Here is a 16,799-nt window from a genome sequence, read left to right as displayed (position 1 = left end):
TTACTGTTTGTTACCTTAACATATCCAGTCGAAAACACAAGGGTATATAAACGAGCAAGCTCGCCCTTGTGTTTTCTTTGTGTCTATGTTGCGTTCTCGTCACAGCAAACGACACGAACACACTGGCGAAAATGAACCAACAAAACGAAAAAAGAAAGGAGCGTACACTGTAATTTATTTCTAGCTTTTAAAACATGAGGAAAACAGCTTCACTTCCTCAAACGCCTAACAAAAATGGTTGTCAAAAAACTAAAAATCAAAAAAAAGAAAAGAGGAAAAGAAAATGGAAAAAACAAAAAAATTACAATTAGAAGATTTTACAGAAAATGAGTTTTTTGGAACACAAGAACAGCAATATCTAAAAGCTCAAGTAAGAGAAGAGCTAAAAGAGCAAGGCTTTATCATAGATAGCAGTTTTGAGGGCGATTTTAAAACATGGATAGGTGTATACGCAAGACCAAAAGATAAACCGACCTACTTAGACCCTCAAAACGATAAAGAAGCAGAAGAACAAGAGCAATATTCTATTAACGGCTTTAAACAAGATTTTAGCGAATGGTTTGAGTGGGAAATAAAAAATTTGAAAATTAAAGAAATGTAAAAGAAAAGCCTAGCAAAAAAAGCTAGGTTTTTCTTTTAGATAAAACACCAAAAAGAAAAACCTAAGAAGGATAAAATAAGTTGTTCCACTTGCGGTGCAGTTGCTCCTCGTTCCAAACCCAACTTATTTCTTTGCAAAGATATTTGTATTTGACTAACACCTTTCCTCGAATGGTAAAAGCTAACCGTTCGTTACTCTACCTCAGATACTTTCTTTTTTCAGTTGGTACATTTTGCAGTCTGTAACGTGTCACTTACTGTTTGTTACCTTAACATATCCAGTCGAAAACACAAGGGTATATAAACGAGCAAGCTCGCCCTTGTGTTTTCTTTGTGTCTATGTTGCGTTCTCGTCACAGCAAACGACACGAACACACTGGCGAAAATGAACCACCTAAACGAAAAAAGAAAGGAACAAGATATGTAGAACATTCACAGCTTTTACCATTCGAGGAAAACAGCTTCACTTCCTCAAACGCCTAACAAAAATGGTTGTCAAAAAGCCAAAAATAAAAAAGAAAAGGAATGATAAAAATGAAATACATTAAAAACGTTGAAACATTGGAAGAATTGAAAAAAGCCTACAAAAAGTTAGCTTTGAAGTTACACCCCGATTGTGGCGGGAATGAAGAAGAAATGAAAATTTTGAACAATGAATATGACGAACTGTTTAGCAAACTTAAAAACACTCACAAGAACAAAGACGGCGAAACCTATACAAAAGAAACGACTGAAACGCCCGAACAATTTAAGGACATTATAAATCAACTTTTCAATCTGAAAATGGACGGTGTATCAATTGAAATTGTGGGAACTTTTATATGGTTAACAGGCAACACAAAACCTTATAAGGACGACATAAAAGCCCTAGAATTTCGTTATTCACCAAAAAAATACGCATGGTATAAAGCACCAAGCGATTATAAAAAACGTAGTCGAAAAAATTATGATATGGACACAATAAGGGGAATGTATGGAAGTCAAAAGGTGAAGGAAGATAAAGAAGAAAAAAAATACTTACAAGCCAATTAAGGCTTGTAAGTTTATCAGAAAGGAAGTTTTAAAGTGGATATTAAAATAAAAAAAATAAATTTTGAAGGTAATATTTTAAAAGTTATAAAAGCGACAGTAACAGAAATGAGAGGAATAAATAATCATCAAAAATATGATTTTGATTTATATCAAATAGAAGCACGTTCGCCAATGTCAACAAGAGAAATAACTTTAACAGTTGATTTTATAGAAAAAAAAGTATCAGGTGATATTATCGCTTTTGGTGATTGGTACGATTTGGATATAGAATCAGTAAATGAAATATTAAAGCAATTAAAAAAGGAAGGACAAACATTAAGAACAATCAATTTTATTTAAAAAAGTATCAAAAAAAGGAAAATTATTTTTCCTTTTTTTGATACTTTTTAGGTTTATTTGCTTTAATATATTCAGAAAAAATTTTTAAAAATTCTTCCGTTTCTTCTACAGTTAAATAGTCAATTTCAAAATACTTTTCTAACAAAGCACCTTTTTCAATTAGACGCTTTGTTCTTCTTTTTCTGTTAATATTTTGCTCGCTATTCGCTCGCAAAATATTTTTTTGAATTTTTAGTTTTTCTATTCTTTTGTTGATGTCATTTAAATCATTATTTACCATAACTATTTAAGTAATTCAGAAAAATTTTGACTATTCGCATTTAATAAAGTTTCTAATTCGTCATAGAATAATTCTTTGTTTTCTTCAATCGATTCAATAGAAATATCATTTTTTGAAAGAGTAGAAAGGACAAAATCACCAATATCTGCTTTTGATTTTAGAATTAATTCTTCTTTTTTCTTTTGTAATTCTTTAATTTGAAGTTCAATATCAGAAACAGTTTTTTTCTTTCTCTTTTTTGGTTTTGTTTTTGGAATGATTTGTTCATTTTCTGTCTTGATGTTTTGATCTTGGTTTTCCATAAAATATCCCTCCTAATAATTTGTATATGTCTATCATATTATATTATATTTCTAAAATCAATAAATATAAACGAAAATGTCAGATTAAACATATTTGCTTTTTCATTGATAAGTGGTAGAATTAATTTATCAAAGATTCCCTTAGATTTTTTACTAAGGGCGCACTTATACCCACTAACTTACGTTTGTGGTTAATGTGCTATAAAACGTAACTTTCGTTTAGTTTTATCGTCAAGCGTGTTTGTTAAAATTCGCTACGCTCATGTTTGAAAAGAAAGAGAGGTGATACAATTGGCAATCTTCCATTTATCAATGACAATAGCAAAAAGAGAAGGCGGAAAAAGAAGTTTAATCGCAATGGCTTCTTATCGAAGTGGTGAAAAATTGTATAGTGAACTATATGAAAAAACTAATCTATACAACCATAGAACTGTTAAACCAGAAGCTTTTATTTTAAAACCTGATTATGTACCTAATGAGTTTTTAGATAGACAGACATTATGGAATAAAATGGAATTAGCAGAAAAAAGTCCAAACGCTCAACTTTGTCGAGAGGTAAATGTAGCATTGCCAATTGAATTAAATAATTCAGACCAAAGAATGTTGATGGAAGATTTTGTTAAAGATAATTTTGTCAGTGAAGGAATGATTGCAGACGTAGCCATTCATAGAGATGATGAAAACAATCCTCATGCTCACATTATGCTAACAATGAGAGAAGTAGATAGTGAAGGTAATATTCTAAATAAAAGAAAAAGAATACCTAAACTAGATGAAAATGGCAATCAGATTTTTAACGAAAAAGGACAAAGAGTAACCGTTTCAATAAAAACTAATGATTGGGATAGAAAATCTCTTGTTTCCGAAATTCGTAAAGATTGGGCTGATAAAGTCAACCAATATTTAAAAGACAGAAATATCGATCAACAAATAACAGAAAAATCTCATGCGGAACTTGGAAAAAAAGAACTACCAACAATTCATGAAGGTTTTTACTCAAAAAAATTAGAAGATAAAGGAGTTATAAGCGAGTTAAAAAGAAAAAATTTAGAAATTCAAAGTTACAATGATATTCTAGCCGAACTTGATAAACTTGAAAGTCAAGATAAAGTGTTAAAACAAGACCAAAACTTCACTTTAAAATTTGAAAAAACTTTCTCACCTTTAGAAAAAGGAGAACTGAAAAATCTTTCAAAAGAATTGAAATTATTTATTAATGATGAAAACATTGATAAACGAATAGGTGAATTAAAACGATGGGAAAATTCACTTATCTTTAATAATAAAATGGAAATTCAAAAACAACGTTTGATGTTAAGTAAAATTAGTAGTGAACGAGATATGCTTACAAAGGCAAATGAAATTTTAGACAAACAAGCAGAAAGATTCTTCAAAAAATCTTATCCAAGTTTGAATATTGACAAATTTTCAAATCACGAAGTTAGAGCAATGGTTAATGAAACCATATTTAGAAAACAGTTATTGAATAAAGACCAGTTAGCAGAGGTCATTTACAATGAAAGAGTAATAGAAAAAGAAGAAAGTAAAAAGATTTTTAAAGAAAAACCATTTCAAACTAGCCGTTATCTTGATTCAAAAATTAAACAAGTTGAAGATAGTATAACAAAAGAAAATAACCCTGAAAGAAAAGAAATTTTATCAATTAAAAAAGAAAAACTGATAGGAATAAAACAAGGATTGATAGAATATGTTCAATCAGAAGTTGAAAGAAAATTTGATAAAAATGTTTCAATAGATTCAGTCATAGAAGGCGAAATGTTACTTGCAAAAGCTGACTATTACAAAACAACTGATTTTTCTAAAGTCGAAGGAGTTGCTAGATTCAGCAGTGAGGAAATTAATTCCATGTTGGAACAATCAAAAGGCTTCTTAACTAACATTCAGACGGTGAAAATTCCTAATGATTGTCAAGGTGTATTTTTTGTTCAAGATAGCATGAAGTATATTGATGAACTAAGCCCATTAGCAAAACAAAATCTGAAAAAGGTTGTTAATCGCAATGCTTATTTACCTGATTCTGATAAGATAGAATTAAGTAAACAGATTGAGAATACTAATAAAGATCAATCCCAAGAATTGGATAAAAATGAACCTGAAAAAAATGAAGTGACTGTAAAAATGTTCCAATTTGCGAAGTCAATTAATCGTTTGTTGAGTGGTAACCAACTACAGAAAAAACGAAACCTAGACAAATTGATTAAGCAAACAAAAGCAAAAGAAAATCAATCATTACAAAGGAATATTCCTTTGCGATAAAATAAAAACAAGAGGTGTATAAAATGAAAAAAATTATCAAAGATACAAAGTTTAAGCTTGGAAGTGCGGTTGTTGCGTTGGGTACATTGTTTATTACTGATCCAGTATTTGCAGCCACTGATCCACAAGCGAAATTAGTTCAAGCGGGTAACACTATAAAAGGTGTTTTAACAGCCTTAATTGTTGTAGTTGGTGGGATTGCTTGTGCGAAGATTGTTATTAAATACTTGCCGTCTATTGATGACCCACAAGAAAAAAATACCATGTATAAAGCCTTGGGAACAGCCTTGCTTGTTACGGCATTAGGTGGGGCGTTGGTTTGGTTAGTACCTTGGGCGTATGGCTTACTTGCTTAATAGAGAAGGGAGTTAGTTATGAATAGCGATCAAGTGAAACAAGCCCTATTAGATTTGTTAAATGCAGACACTGAAAAAGGGCGGACTTGGTTTTTTCCGTCCAATGTATCTGATCGGTACACAGTCATTTTAGGGCTAGATTTAAAACAATCAGCAAAAGCGATCGGTACGGCATTAATAAGCGTGCTATTGGCAATTCTTATTTTCCGTAGCACAGCCGTTTTTCCTTTAATTATCTATGTCATTGTTGGTTTGGTGTCATTTGGTGGTGTATGGGCGTTTTATACGATTAAACCAATTACAGACCGACCTAACATTTCTATATCTGATTTTATGAAGCAAAGAAAAGACTTTTCTAAAAGACAAAAAGTCTATTATAAAAAGCCAAAAGAACGAGTTTAAAAGAGAGGTGATTTCATTGTTTGATTTTCTAAAAACAAGTTCCAAAAGTAACGATAATAAAAAAAACGATCCTATAAAAGAAATGATTTATTGGGAAGATAGTTCCCGATTTCAAGGCGTTTTTAAAGACTTTTTTGTCGTTTATCAGCCAGAAAAAAAGCAATTCAGCCTTGTGAGTATGCTAAAAGTTGACGGCTTAAACGTTGATACATTGCCAGTATCAGAGCAAGAAGGTTTAAACGAAGATTTTGGTGTCTTTCTATCTCAAAACGTTCTATATGAACCGCAGATCACTTCTAAGAATGTACCAGTAGAAATTGACGATTTTGTAGAAGCCTGGGGGAATACAGTAGAAAATTATCGCAAAATGCCAGGGCATAACGAAGCTTTATTACAACTAAAGGCTAGTTACTATTATCATTATAGAAATTTAGCAAGTAACATGGAAACTTCAAAGAAACAACATTTTGTAATTAATTCTGAACCAATTTCAAAGGAAACTTACGACAGTTTGGAATTGTCCTATCAAGTGTTACGCGATAAGACAAGAACAATCAGAACAGCTTTAATTGCATTTTTAAGTAAATATGATTGTCAGGTTGAAATGTGTACGATTGGCGAGATGAAAAAGGTTTTGAATAGTTAGGAGCGTTAAAATGGAGAAGATACCAAAAGAGAAAATTATTGTAATACCCGAAGTTGATACGGACGTTGTATCTGATTTAGCACCATTTAATTTTACAATAGAACGTGACAAATTATTAATCGATGATTCATACGCAGTTCCCTATGTCATTACAAAATACAATAATAAACCAAGAGGAAATTGGTTTAATCGTATTCGTAAAATGAGTGGAGATATAACCATATCTCATTACTACACTAAAGCAAACGGTAACTCATTGAATGATTATTACAACAGAACCATTAAGAACAAGCAAGCAGAGATCGATCGTTCGCATGATCCGTTGACGATTATCCGTTTAGAACGTGAAATGAAAATTGCACAAACGCAGTTAGAACAAGCCGTTGACGAAAACACTTCTTATCTTTATTTATATACCTATGTTTTGATCAAAAGTAAGTCCGAAGATAAGCTAAAAAAATTGTGTGAAGATTTTGAAACACGTTGTATCGCAAGTGGAGTAAAAGCGTTAATTCCATATACTATGATTGATAAAGCGTATTGGAGTGCCTTGCCTTTACAATCTAATGAAGTGCCTGAATACACGTACACAATCGCAAACTCAATCAGTGCAAGTAGTATTTTTCCTTTTGATGATAATGAGTTAAGCGTATTTACTAAAAATATGATTATTGAGGGAATTAATAAAGATACTGAAAATATCGTTAGTATTGATTACACCAACAGAAAATTAGTAGTTAATCGTAACAAATTTGTTTTTGGTCTATCAGGTGGGGGAAAAACCACTTACTTAACGTCAGACTATTTAAAAAAATATGCTTTTTCTGATAACTCAACAGAACTAAGGCACAGAATCGTTTTATTTGATCCCGAAGATGAACAAACAGAGCGTGTACGTTCTCTAGGGGGCGAAATAATCAATCTATCGTCTATGTCAGACGTCCGTATCAATCCATTTCAAATCTACTCACGCAATACACCTGATGTCGATTTAAAAGAATCGTTATCCGATTTTGAAGAGGACGAACTTGTAGAAAATCTTGAAATAAAGCACAAAGATTTTGAAATGACTGAAAATGATATTGATAAAGAAATCAGTAAACGAATGAATATTTTAACGCCATATTTCCTAATGGTGGATCACTCTTTGACTGACAGTCAATTATCTATTATTAAAATAGAAGCTAAAAAATGCTATACCACTTTATACGAGAAGAAAAACTTGTCAAAAATGGAAAACACCGATTTTCCAACATTTTCAGACTTAGAAAATCGATTGAAAGCCTTAGAAGAAACTGATCCAAAAAGATACAAACGAATTGAAGATTTTATTTATTCATTAGAAGATTTTACAATCGGAAGTCGTACCATTTTTAACGGTCATACAAATATAGACTTAAACAATCCGTTAATTTGCTTTTCTTTGCGAGATTTACAGACCGAAGAAGGGATCAGAGATTTAGCATACCTCAACAGCTTTAGTTATCTATTTGAAGAAATAACCAACAATCCGCAAATTGTAACGTCTGTTTATGCAGATGAATTTCACTTTTTATTGAAGAATAAAATTAGTGCTGACTTTTTCTTCCAAGCATATAAACGCTTTAGAAAATACAATGCTGATTGTACCGTATCGACCCAACAGATTGATGATGTATTAAAAGCACCTGATAATATCGGTAAAGCAATTATTGGGAATAGCTTTACAAAAGTGTTTTTTGGACTTGATGAAACGGAAGCACAAGGTATTTCAAATGAGTTGAAACTTAAACTCACAAAAAAAGAATTATCGTTCATTACCTCAAAACGGCAAGGGGAAGCTTTGCTTTTCCATGGTACAAAGCGAGCAAAGATAAAAGTAGATTTAACACAGGAAGAAATGCGTTTGCTTAACCCAGGCGAATATGAAGATATTTACGGCGTTAGTCCGAAGAAAGAAATCAACTGGTTGTTAAGATCGAAAATTCAATAGAAGGGAGAAGCAAATGAAATACAAAATCTTGAAAAATTTACAATTCTACTATCAAGAGAATGTCATTGTCGTCCAAATAAACGAAAAATATTTGACGAATCGAGAACATATTTTTGATGTAGAAGAAAGTGAACAATATTTTGTTGATGTCGAGGAGATTTTGACCAAAGACGGAAAGCTAGAAATTGTTTATCACCGTCCTAATGGCTATACACCACTACTTGAATTGAAAGAATATGCTGATTTTTATAAATTGGATATAGTGAATCGATTACTTGAAATGAATGTACTAGAAAAAACAAATACCTATCTAGCAATGCAAAATATCCTACTCAAAGATACACGTGACTTGCTTTTTATTTATAAAGCAGATCACTTTGATAATTTGCCTTACTCAACTAAAGAAGAATTAGAGCAGTGGAAAAATTTTATTTGTAGTTTTTTTGGTAAATTCACACTTGAGAAGTATGAGAAGAATCGTATTGAGGTTCTAACAAAAGAAAAAAATTCATTTTTAAATGATGTAGAAGCAGTTGAAAGTTTGGAATCATTAAGAGATTTAATAAAAAATCGACTAACCGAAGAACAAAAGAATTTCTTTTCTGCTGAATTACAGGACAAGAAAGCAGACGTCCGAAAAATTCGCAGAAATAAAAGCTTAAAAATTGCGTTAGTTGTAGGTGTTATTGCGTTATATGGCGGTACGGTTTTTCTTATGAAAGTAAATGAGAAGAAACAAGTTACGGCTACACAGCAAAGCGCAGAAACAGAGATCACTATTTTAAATAAGATTATTGATAACGATAGTGAGAATATCGAAGAAGATATGCAAAAGCTCAATTATCCTAAGAAAAAACAAGTTGATATTTACGTGAAACTTGGTGATTATACCAAGGCTTATGAACTTGATAAAAAGTCAGATAAAAAAATTATTCAAAGTCTGTACAAACAAGGAGAAACCGAAAAAATAGAAGCCCTTGATTTACCAGGAAGCGACTATTTAGCAGACTTCAAAAAGATTTTAGCGTATGACAATTCAACAGATATTGAGTATCTGGTTCAAACTAGTACCGATACAACAATTGTTGAAGCTTTAATCGATAAATCAGTAAAAGAAAAAGACATTCCAACAGTGAAAAATATTCGTCAAGTATCAATTACACAAAAGAAATTAGCAATCGATCCTAAACGTCAAATCAGTATGATTGACTTATTGATTGAAAATAACAGTGAAGAATTAGAAAATATGTATAAGGATAATTCTTTAAATGAGGACTTGAAGAAAAAACAAACCAATGACTTGTTAGAAGAAAACAACACATTGCTTAGTGAAAAGATTGAATTAACAAACGCTGAAAAAGATTAGGAAGGTTGGTGATTTCATATCATGGGAGCAACAGCTGCTAAACTGCTTATTCGTTATCGAAAACCGATAGCAAAAGCAATTTTAGGCTTTTTCGTCTTTATCATTGTAATCTTCCTTCTTATTTTTAATAACGATCAAACCGCCCCTAGTGGCGGACTAGCAACAGAAAACAAAAATTTAAGTGAATCTGTTTTGAGGTACAAAAGTACCGTTGAAAAGTACGCTAGACAATATGACGGTATGGAATATGTGCCTTATATCTTAGCCCTTATGCAAATTGAATCAGGTGGTGAAGGTGGCGACCCTATGCAATCAAGCGAAAGTTTAGGACTGCCCCCGAACACTATTAAAGACCCCGAACGAAGCATACAACGAGGAGTAGAGTTTTTTGTAGAAAATATGAAAAGCGCTATAAACCGAGGATCAGATATAAAAACAGCTCTTCAAGCGTATAATTATGGCGGTGGTTTTGTTGATTTTGTAGTGAAGAATGGCGGAACGTATTCTTTTGAATTAGCTAAACAATTTTCTATTAATATGTCAGGTGGCGAAAAAGTACCTTATGTAAATGCCATATCCACTTCAATGGGCTACAATTACCGCTATAATTACGGAAATATGTTCTACGTACCCAAACTACTTGAATACGTTAATGAAAGCCAGGCAAGCGCAGAGGGCGTTCAAAACAATTCTAACAATACAGGTGTTGTTCAAGTTGATGTACCCAGCGAATACAAAAATAAATTACGTTATCCAAGATATGACGGGCACAACTATAATACAAGCGGTAGTTATCCATTTGGGCAATGTACCTGGTACGCTTTTAATCGTATGGCTCAAATTGGCAAGCCAGTTGATGATTTTATGGGCAATGGTGGCGAATGGGGCTATAAAGGGAAAGCTTTAGGCTATAAAGTAACAAATAAGCCAAAAGTAGGTACGGCAATTTCTTTCCCACCTGGTTCTTTTGGCTCTGATCCAGTTTACGGACATGTTGCCTTTGTAGAAGTCGTAAATGCAGACGGTACGCTTTTAGTATCAGAATGTAATGTTGTAAACCCAGGAAGTGGAACAATCAGTTATCGAGTAGTGCCGACTTCTATTGCAAATATTGCAAGTTATGTTGAATAAGGAGAGGAAGAAATGGAGTTTGACAAAATAAAAGTTAGTTTGTTTATCTCAACGCTTGTTTTACTTGTGGTTACCATAGGTATGGTTGTTTTTGGGATTAAACAAGGCGAGCAGATCCGCCAGTTAAAGAGCGAATTAAAAAGCGTACAAACGGAATTAGCAAACAAACAAACGGAACAAGACACTAACCAAAGCGAATCGGAAAAAATTATCAAAGAATTTTACAAGACAGTTTATAACTACGAAAAAAGCCAAAAAGAAATATCTATGACAACGGTTAAAGAATTAGCGACAGACAACGTTTATCAAGAATTAAAAAACGAGATCAACGTAAACAATTCATATAGCCCACAGCAAAACACGATTCAAAAGTCTTCAGTAAACGAAAATGAAATAAAAATTCTTGCTTATGAAAGTAAGGATAATTCACAGCAATATCTAGTAACAGCACCGATTCACCAGGTTTTTAACGGTACAAAAAATGATTTTGAAATAAACCAAATTATCCAAATTAAAAACCAACAAATTACCCAAAGAACGACCATTCAATTAGGAGAGGAGTAGAAGCATGGCGAAGAAGAAGCAAGAGCAAGTGAAACTGATTATCCTAGTTATACTCTATCTACTATTATTACCAGTAACATTGATTGTATTTAAATTATTACCTTTTATCATTGCGAATGATACAAACATTGAATTGAGTACCTTTGTTACAACTATTTTAAAGCACCCAATCAATACTTTCTTAGAGATCATTCAATCTAATTACATGATTCCGTTCTTCATTGTACAAATCATTGTTTTAATCGTTTTATTTGTCTTTCTACACCCTACCAAACGCCAACCGTTTGAGGTTGTCGGAAAAACAAATCCTGTTCATGGCTCGGCTTATTGGGGGGAGGAATCAGAAATAAATGCACCGAAAAACGTTCATTTGATCCCTGAAAAATCAATGAAAAGCATATTAGAAAAATCAATGAGGAGGGGGAAAAATGACTAGTTTATTAGCAGAATCAGACGGTTTAATATTGGGGAAATTTCCAAGTGGAAAAGTTGTGATCCAACCCGAAGATAGCAAAATAAGCAATCGAAATATTTTTGTAGTAGGCGGCCCAGGTTCATTTAAAACACAAAGTTATGTTTTACCTAACGTTGTAAACAATCGCAATACGTCAATTGTTGTAACTGATCCAAAAGGGGAAATCTATGAATTAACCAATGAAATAAAAAAAGCCCAGGGCTTCAAAACAGTTGTGATAAATTTTAAAGATTTTTTACTAAGTTCTAGGTACAATCCATTACTCTATATTCGCAAATCAAATGATACAAACAAGATTGCAAACGTCATAGTATCAGCAAAGAATGATCCCAAACGGAAAGATTTTTGGTTCAATGCACAATTAAGCTTATTAAATACGTTGATTAAATATGTTTATTTTGAATATGAACCAAGTTCAAGAACGATTGAGGGAATTTTAGATTTCTTAGAAGAATTTGACCCACGCTATAATGAAGAAGGTGTATCAGAACTTGATGAACAATTTGAGCGTTTGCCAGACGGACACGAAGCAAAACGCAGTTACTATTTAGGCTTCCGACAAGCACAAAGTGAAGCAAGACCAAACATTGTTATTAGTCTATTGACGACTTTACAAGATTTTGTTGATAAAGAAGTATCAGAATTTACCAGTACAAACGATTTTTTCTTTGAGGAATTAGGAACGTCAAAAATTTGTTTATACGTGCTAATTTCCCCATTAGATCGAACTTGGGACGGCTTAGTGAATCTCTTTTTCCAACAAATGTTTACAGAGTTATATTTTTTAGGAGATAAACACAACGCAAAATTGCCAGTACCTTTAGTTATGCTGCTAGACGAGTTTGTCAATTTAGGCTATTTTCCAACCTATGAGAACTTTCTTGCAACGTGTCGAGGGTATCGTATTTCAGTTAGTACCATATTACAATCTTTGCCCCAGGGCTTTGAACTTTACGGAGATAAGAAATTTAAAGCGATCATTGGGAATCATGCCATTAAAATATGTCTAGGTGGTGTAGAGGAAACGACCGCCGAATACTTTTCAAGACAAGTAAATGATACAACAATCAAAGTATATACAGGCGGAACAAGCGAGAGTAAAACGTCTGCAAAAACGACTAATCGAAGCGGTAGCAAGTCAGAAAGTTATGGCTACCAAAAAAGGCGATTGATTACCGAAGGCGAAGTGATCAATTTACAACAAGAAGAAAATGGCAGAAAAAGTATAGTGTTGATTGACGGTAAACCTTACATGCTAAGAAAAACGCCACAATTTGAATTGTTTGGAAATCTTCTTAAAAAGCATGAAATTTCACAGCAATATTATATAAGCAGTCAAACAGAATTTGCCAAAGAATACATTGAGGAGTTGGAAAAACAGCACAAACAACGAAAAGTGCAACTAGCAAGCGCCCCAATTTTTCACGAGAAGAAACAAGAAGATGATTTGAATAAAAAAGAAATAAATCTACCTGAACAACCGATCGAATCAGAAGTAACAGAAGAAGAGGAAGAAAAAGAACTATTAATGAGTGATATTCTAAGTAGTTTTGATGAAGGTATAGAGGAAAACAAAACCAACAATGACAACAGCGAATTACCATTTTAAAGATCGGAGGAAATCAAATGAATGGATTGAAAGAATTTTTTGGGAATATCCCAATGTTTCAAAAGCAAGTCGAACGAGAAATTGAAGAAAAAGGGATTGAACCTAGCGAGGGTATTAAAAAAATGGAATTTAGCCGTCAAGTGATCCGTAACTTAGTGATTGGCGTTTTAGTTGTCGGTATTCTTGCTTTTGTGGGCATTTCTTATTTTAACAATAAGAATCAACCACCAGTGACACCAACCGCCACCACCGCAAGCAAAGAAAGCAACCAGTCAGAAACAAGCGGAGAAGCCACAGAAAACAGCTCACAAGCCGTTCAAGGATCAAGCGACCATTTACTCAAATTAAGTGCCAAAGAGCGAGCAGAAGAAGCGACAGAAGCTTTTGAGAGTTGGTACACCTCTTTTTCTAATGGTGATGGCATTTTAGAAATCAACAAAGAATTATTGAAAGAAGGATCAGGCGGTACAAGCCCGATTGAATTACAAACAAAACTGATTGATAACTTAAAAGCCAAATTTGGCGATAAGGTATCAGATGATTTTTATACAGGGCTACAAGCAAGTTTCAATTTCAATCCAGTGATTGTTGACGGCACCAAAGGGCTAACCATTTCTAAACAAAATGACGATAAAAGCCAATGGTTGCGTACCTGGTTCTTAGATACCCAAAAAACAGAAAAGAATACGAAAATTGTTTTGCGTAATGAGTTCCCTTATGAGTGGGCAGATTGGCGGAACAAAGGACAACATGATGAAAAAGTAGGATCAATGTTTTCACAAATTGATTGGGATAATGATTTGAGATATGAGGTTATAGGGCTAGTAACTAGCAAACAAGAGAAGAATATTGAAAACATTGGTGGAGTATTTGTAGTTATGCAATACAACGAAAAAATAGGAAAGTGGCAAGTTAGTGGAACGATTGGTGGTGTAATGTAATATGGACGTAATAGACCAAATAAAAGATACAGGATCGGATATTTTAAGTTCTGCTGGTGAGGCTATCTCTAATGTCTTTGAAGGCGTAAAAGAGAGTGTCGATAGTGTGTTGCACCCAATCGATAGCTTGTTAGGTAGTTGGGGCAGTGACCTTTTAGAAGCCAGCATGAAAATTGCCAATAAGACAACGTTTGATATTCCCAATATCGAATTGATTAGTACCATTACCAACGTCTTTGTATTTGCCACTACGACCTTTGCAATTTGTATTGTGTTGTATAAGGTCATTGAAGCGCAAATACAAGCTTCTAATGGGAGTGGTGACGCATTGACCGCTAATATTGTTCAAAAGCTGTTTTACTCGTCTATTGCCTTAGCAACGTTGCCCTGGGCAATGAACTTTTTTATCAAAAAGATTGTTGCACCAATCGGGGAATATGTGATTCAACAAGTCGCTAATGATTTGAATGTGGAAACGATCGGCGAACGATTGCGTAATTTCTTAGTATCAAATTTCTTTAATGGTGGCGTTAGCGCCATTGTTCTCTTTGTTTTCGTGATATTCTTTGCCTTTTCCATTGCCAAGTATTTTGTGGCGATTTGTGTTTTTTATGCTGATTTCTTGGTACTGACTATGTTAACACCATTAGTTGCCTTATCGCTTTTAACAGACGAACAAAATTACTTTCAAATATGGATCAAAGAACTGTTATCCGAAGCACTCACAATGCTTATTAAGCTTATTTTGTACTTACTCATGATTACACTCATGATTGCTGAAAAATACACGTTACCAAACTTTATGTTAATGGTTGGTTGTGGCTTATTGATTATCAAAACACCGTCTGCCCTACAAAATATGTGGTATTCAACCAAAGTGTCAAAAGGTGGTGGACTTGGAAACTTAGCAATGATGGCTATGTTTAGAAAATAAGAGAGGGGGATAACGATTGTCTTATTATTTTGAAATACGAATTATTCTTCCCGAAGAAGAAAATCAATTTTTGAATCGAAAATTAAGTAAGAGCGAATTATCCGAAGTCACACACTATTTACAACAAAAGACAAGTCGAGGAATTCCAGTTAAATTTCGTGTAGGTATTTTTAGAGTAGAAGATCAAACAAAAATTATGTCTGTTACGCTGAATACAAAAAATACCAAAGAAACGGACGTAATTAACTTGTTATTAAATCGAGTAACAGATCAACACGTTTTAGTTTACTTGAATGAACCAACAGAACCAACGCTTAATACGCAAGAATTAAATCGTCAGGAGTTAAAAACGAGTAATGAACGCCAAGAAATACCGCAGACAGAAATTCCAACTGAAACAGTAAATGAACCTAGTGTTATTAAGGAAATATCGAAAAAGAACCAAGCAAAACAAATGAATAGTAGAAAAGAATCACTATCAGAATCCATAACCAAGAAAAATGTTCCCAAAATTCATTTGTTCATATCTATTTTGACACTTTTTATTGTATTATTGATAGGAATAAGTGTTATTCAACAAGTACAACTTCAATCAGTCAAAAAAGAGAGCGAATTATTGAAAGAACAAATTGAACGTGTCAAAGAAACGGATATTTCTCAATCGAAAATAGATACTTTTGGAAGATACTTTTTGACTTACTATTTTTCACAGGAAAAAAATCAAGAAAATTATCAGTCAAGTTTAAGAACATATGTATCCGAAAAGGTAGATATATCCGATTGGAAAGCGTTAGGGAAAACGCTTAAGAGTGTCAATTACTATGGTAGTGAACAAACAAAAAAAGGGTATAGCGTTGAATACCTTCTAAATGTTTCAGTAGACAATCGTAGTAAAATGCAAAAAATCACTTTTGAGGTTGAACCAACTAAAAACGGCTTTCTTGTGACAACTCAACCAAAACTTACAGACTTCTCTTTTAACTGAAATACGCTAAAAAGAGAGTGCTTAAACAATGGGAAAAATTAATTTAAATCAAATTTACACAGCAAAAGAAATGAGTGAACGGATAGGTAAGAATAGAAATTACCTATCCCAAGCTTACCGTAACAACAAACATGAAATACTTAAAAATTTTAATTATCGAAAAATTGGTGGAACAATTATTTTCTCTGATAATCCCAATAATGATTTATCGCAATTGATTACAGCAAAAGAAGCAAGCCAGTTGTTAGGAAAGAATGATGAATACTTTGCCCACATTTATAAACGGTTTCCTCATAGACTAGAGGGAATCGATCACATTTATACAGGTAAAACATTATTCTTAACGAAAGAATCGCTAGAAATATTTCAATCTAGAAAATGAACAAAGAAATGCACGGTAGGTATCCCACCATGCATTTCTTTGTTAGATTTAGCTGGGAGTTAAAAACCTCTACCACCGCCACCCATTATTGCTCCGTCTTTGGTTACATGTACGGTTGATTTATGTTTAGGATTTTTAGAAAGATAATTCTGTGCAGCCCTCATACCTCTAGCTATCCATTCTGCTGAAGGTTGTCCTGTAGCATA

Annotated in this window: 19 protein-coding genes; 17 read left to right on the top strand and 2 right to left on the bottom strand. The window is 33.1% G+C overall.

Annotation, left to right across the window (positions count from 1 at the left end):
* Positions 1-283 precede the first annotated feature (283 nt).
* From CBF36_RS09875 to CBF36_RS09860, 3 genes are all read left to right on the top strand, one after another.
* Positions 284-601, top strand: coding sequence for a hypothetical protein (locus tag CBF36_RS09875; RefSeq protein WP_002300567.1), 318 nt, complete (start codon positions 284-286; stop codon positions 599-601).
* A 533-nt stretch (positions 602-1,134) separates the two neighbouring features.
* Positions 1,135-1,632 carry a DnaJ domain-containing protein gene (locus CBF36_RS09865; protein WP_002300565.1) on the top strand — a complete coding sequence of 166 codons (498 nt, stop codon included), beginning with the start codon at positions 1,135-1,137 and terminating at the stop codon, positions 1,630-1,632.
* 33 nt (positions 1,633-1,665) lie between these two features.
* Complete coding sequence (locus CBF36_RS09860) at positions 1,666-1,971, top strand: hypothetical protein (RefSeq protein ID WP_000351790.1); 306 nt, start codon at positions 1,666-1,668, stop codon at positions 1,969-1,971.
* Between the two features lie 22 nt (positions 1,972-1,993).
* On the opposite strand, the gene CBF36_RS09855 is transcribed toward CBF36_RS09860, so the two are convergent.
* Positions 1,994-2,251: a hypothetical protein gene (locus CBF36_RS09855; protein ID WP_002325623.1), complete on the bottom strand. Its 258-nt coding sequence runs from the start codon at positions 2,249-2,251 to the stop codon at positions 1,994-1,996.
* 2 nt (positions 2,252-2,253) lie between these two features.
* Entirely contained in the window at positions 2,254-2,553 is a 300-nt protein-coding gene (locus CBF36_RS09850) for a hypothetical protein (protein WP_002325624.1), read from the bottom strand.
* A 291-nt stretch (positions 2,554-2,844) separates the two neighbouring features.
* Here CBF36_RS09850 and mobQ point away from each other — a divergent pair, with 291 nt between their 5' ends.
* From mobQ to CBF36_RS09780, 14 genes are read left to right on the top strand one after another with little or no spacing between them, the layout of a single operon-like run.
* Positions 2,845-4,830 carry a MobQ family relaxase gene (gene mobQ / locus CBF36_RS09845; protein ID WP_125958269.1) on the top strand — a complete coding sequence of 662 codons (1,986 nt, stop codon included), beginning with the start codon at positions 2,845-2,847 and terminating at the stop codon, positions 4,828-4,830.
* A 23-nt stretch (positions 4,831-4,853) separates the two neighbouring features.
* Positions 4,854-5,186: a CagC family type IV secretion system protein gene (locus CBF36_RS09840; protein WP_125958268.1), complete on the top strand. Its 333-nt coding sequence runs from the start codon at positions 4,854-4,856 to the stop codon at positions 5,184-5,186.
* 18 nt (positions 5,187-5,204) lie between these two features.
* The gene (locus tag CBF36_RS09835) at positions 5,205-5,588 is read left to right on the top strand and encodes a glycosyltransferase (RefSeq protein ID WP_125958267.1); all 384 of its coding nucleotides are present in this window, start codon (positions 5,205-5,207) and stop codon (positions 5,586-5,588) included.
* A gap of 16 nt (positions 5,589-5,604) precedes the next feature.
* On the top strand, positions 5,605-6,234 hold the full coding sequence (locus CBF36_RS09830) for a hypothetical protein (RefSeq protein WP_108173625.1): 630 nt from the start codon (positions 5,605-5,607) through the stop codon (positions 6,232-6,234).
* Between the two features lie 10 nt (positions 6,235-6,244).
* The gene (locus tag CBF36_RS09825; RefSeq protein ID WP_125958266.1) at positions 6,245-8,206 is read left to right on the top strand and encodes a VirB4 family type IV secretion system protein; all 1,962 of its coding nucleotides are present in this window, start codon (positions 6,245-6,247) and stop codon (positions 8,204-8,206) included.
* A 13-nt stretch (positions 8,207-8,219) separates the two neighbouring features.
* On the top strand, positions 8,220-9,572 hold the full coding sequence (locus CBF36_RS09820; protein WP_125958265.1) for a conjugal transfer protein TraF: 1,353 nt from the start codon (positions 8,220-8,222) through the stop codon (positions 9,570-9,572).
* Positions 9,573-9,593: 21 nt separating this feature from the next.
* On the top strand, positions 9,594-10,703 hold the full coding sequence (locus CBF36_RS09815) for a lysozyme family protein (RefSeq protein ID WP_125958264.1): 1,110 nt from the start codon (positions 9,594-9,596) through the stop codon (positions 10,701-10,703).
* Positions 10,704-10,715: 12 nt separating this feature from the next.
* Positions 10,716-11,267, top strand: a complete 552-nt coding sequence (locus tag CBF36_RS09810) for a hypothetical protein (RefSeq protein ID WP_125958263.1) — start codon at positions 10,716-10,718, stop codon at positions 11,265-11,267.
* A gap of 4 nt (positions 11,268-11,271) precedes the next feature.
* Positions 11,272-11,703, top strand: coding sequence for a hypothetical protein (locus tag CBF36_RS09805; RefSeq protein WP_048602902.1), 432 nt, complete (start codon positions 11,272-11,274; stop codon positions 11,701-11,703).
* Positions 11,696-13,351 carry a VirD4-like conjugal transfer protein, CD1115 family gene (locus CBF36_RS09800; RefSeq protein WP_125958262.1) on the top strand — a complete coding sequence of 552 codons (1,656 nt, stop codon included), beginning with the start codon at positions 11,696-11,698 and terminating at the stop codon, positions 13,349-13,351. The genes CBF36_RS09805 and CBF36_RS09800 overlap by 8 nt, the downstream gene beginning before the upstream one ends.
* A 17-nt stretch (positions 13,352-13,368) precedes the next feature.
* Positions 13,369-14,292, top strand: coding sequence for a hypothetical protein (locus tag CBF36_RS09795; protein WP_125958261.1), 924 nt, complete (start codon positions 13,369-13,371; stop codon positions 14,290-14,292).
* A 1-nt stretch (position 14,293) separates the two neighbouring features.
* The gene (locus tag CBF36_RS09790; RefSeq protein ID WP_125958260.1) at positions 14,294-15,226 is read left to right on the top strand and encodes a conjugal transfer protein TrbL family protein; all 933 of its coding nucleotides are present in this window, start codon (positions 14,294-14,296) and stop codon (positions 15,224-15,226) included.
* Between the two features lie 16 nt (positions 15,227-15,242).
* Positions 15,243-16,211, top strand: a complete 969-nt coding sequence (locus CBF36_RS09785) for a hypothetical protein (RefSeq protein WP_125958259.1) — start codon at positions 15,243-15,245, stop codon at positions 16,209-16,211.
* A gap of 28 nt (positions 16,212-16,239) precedes the next feature.
* Positions 16,240-16,593, top strand: a complete 354-nt coding sequence (locus CBF36_RS09780) for a hypothetical protein (protein WP_002301645.1) — start codon at positions 16,240-16,242, stop codon at positions 16,591-16,593.
* The last annotated feature ends 206 nt before the right edge of the window (positions 16,594-16,799 follow it).

This window comes from Vagococcus bubulae, assembly GCF_003950315.1.
Classification (GTDB): Bacteria; Bacillota; Bacilli; order Lactobacillales; family Vagococcaceae; genus Vagococcus; species Vagococcus bubulae.
The sequence above is the reverse complement of the archived record's forward strand: the minus strand, read 5'-3'. Positions and strand labels throughout refer to the sequence as shown.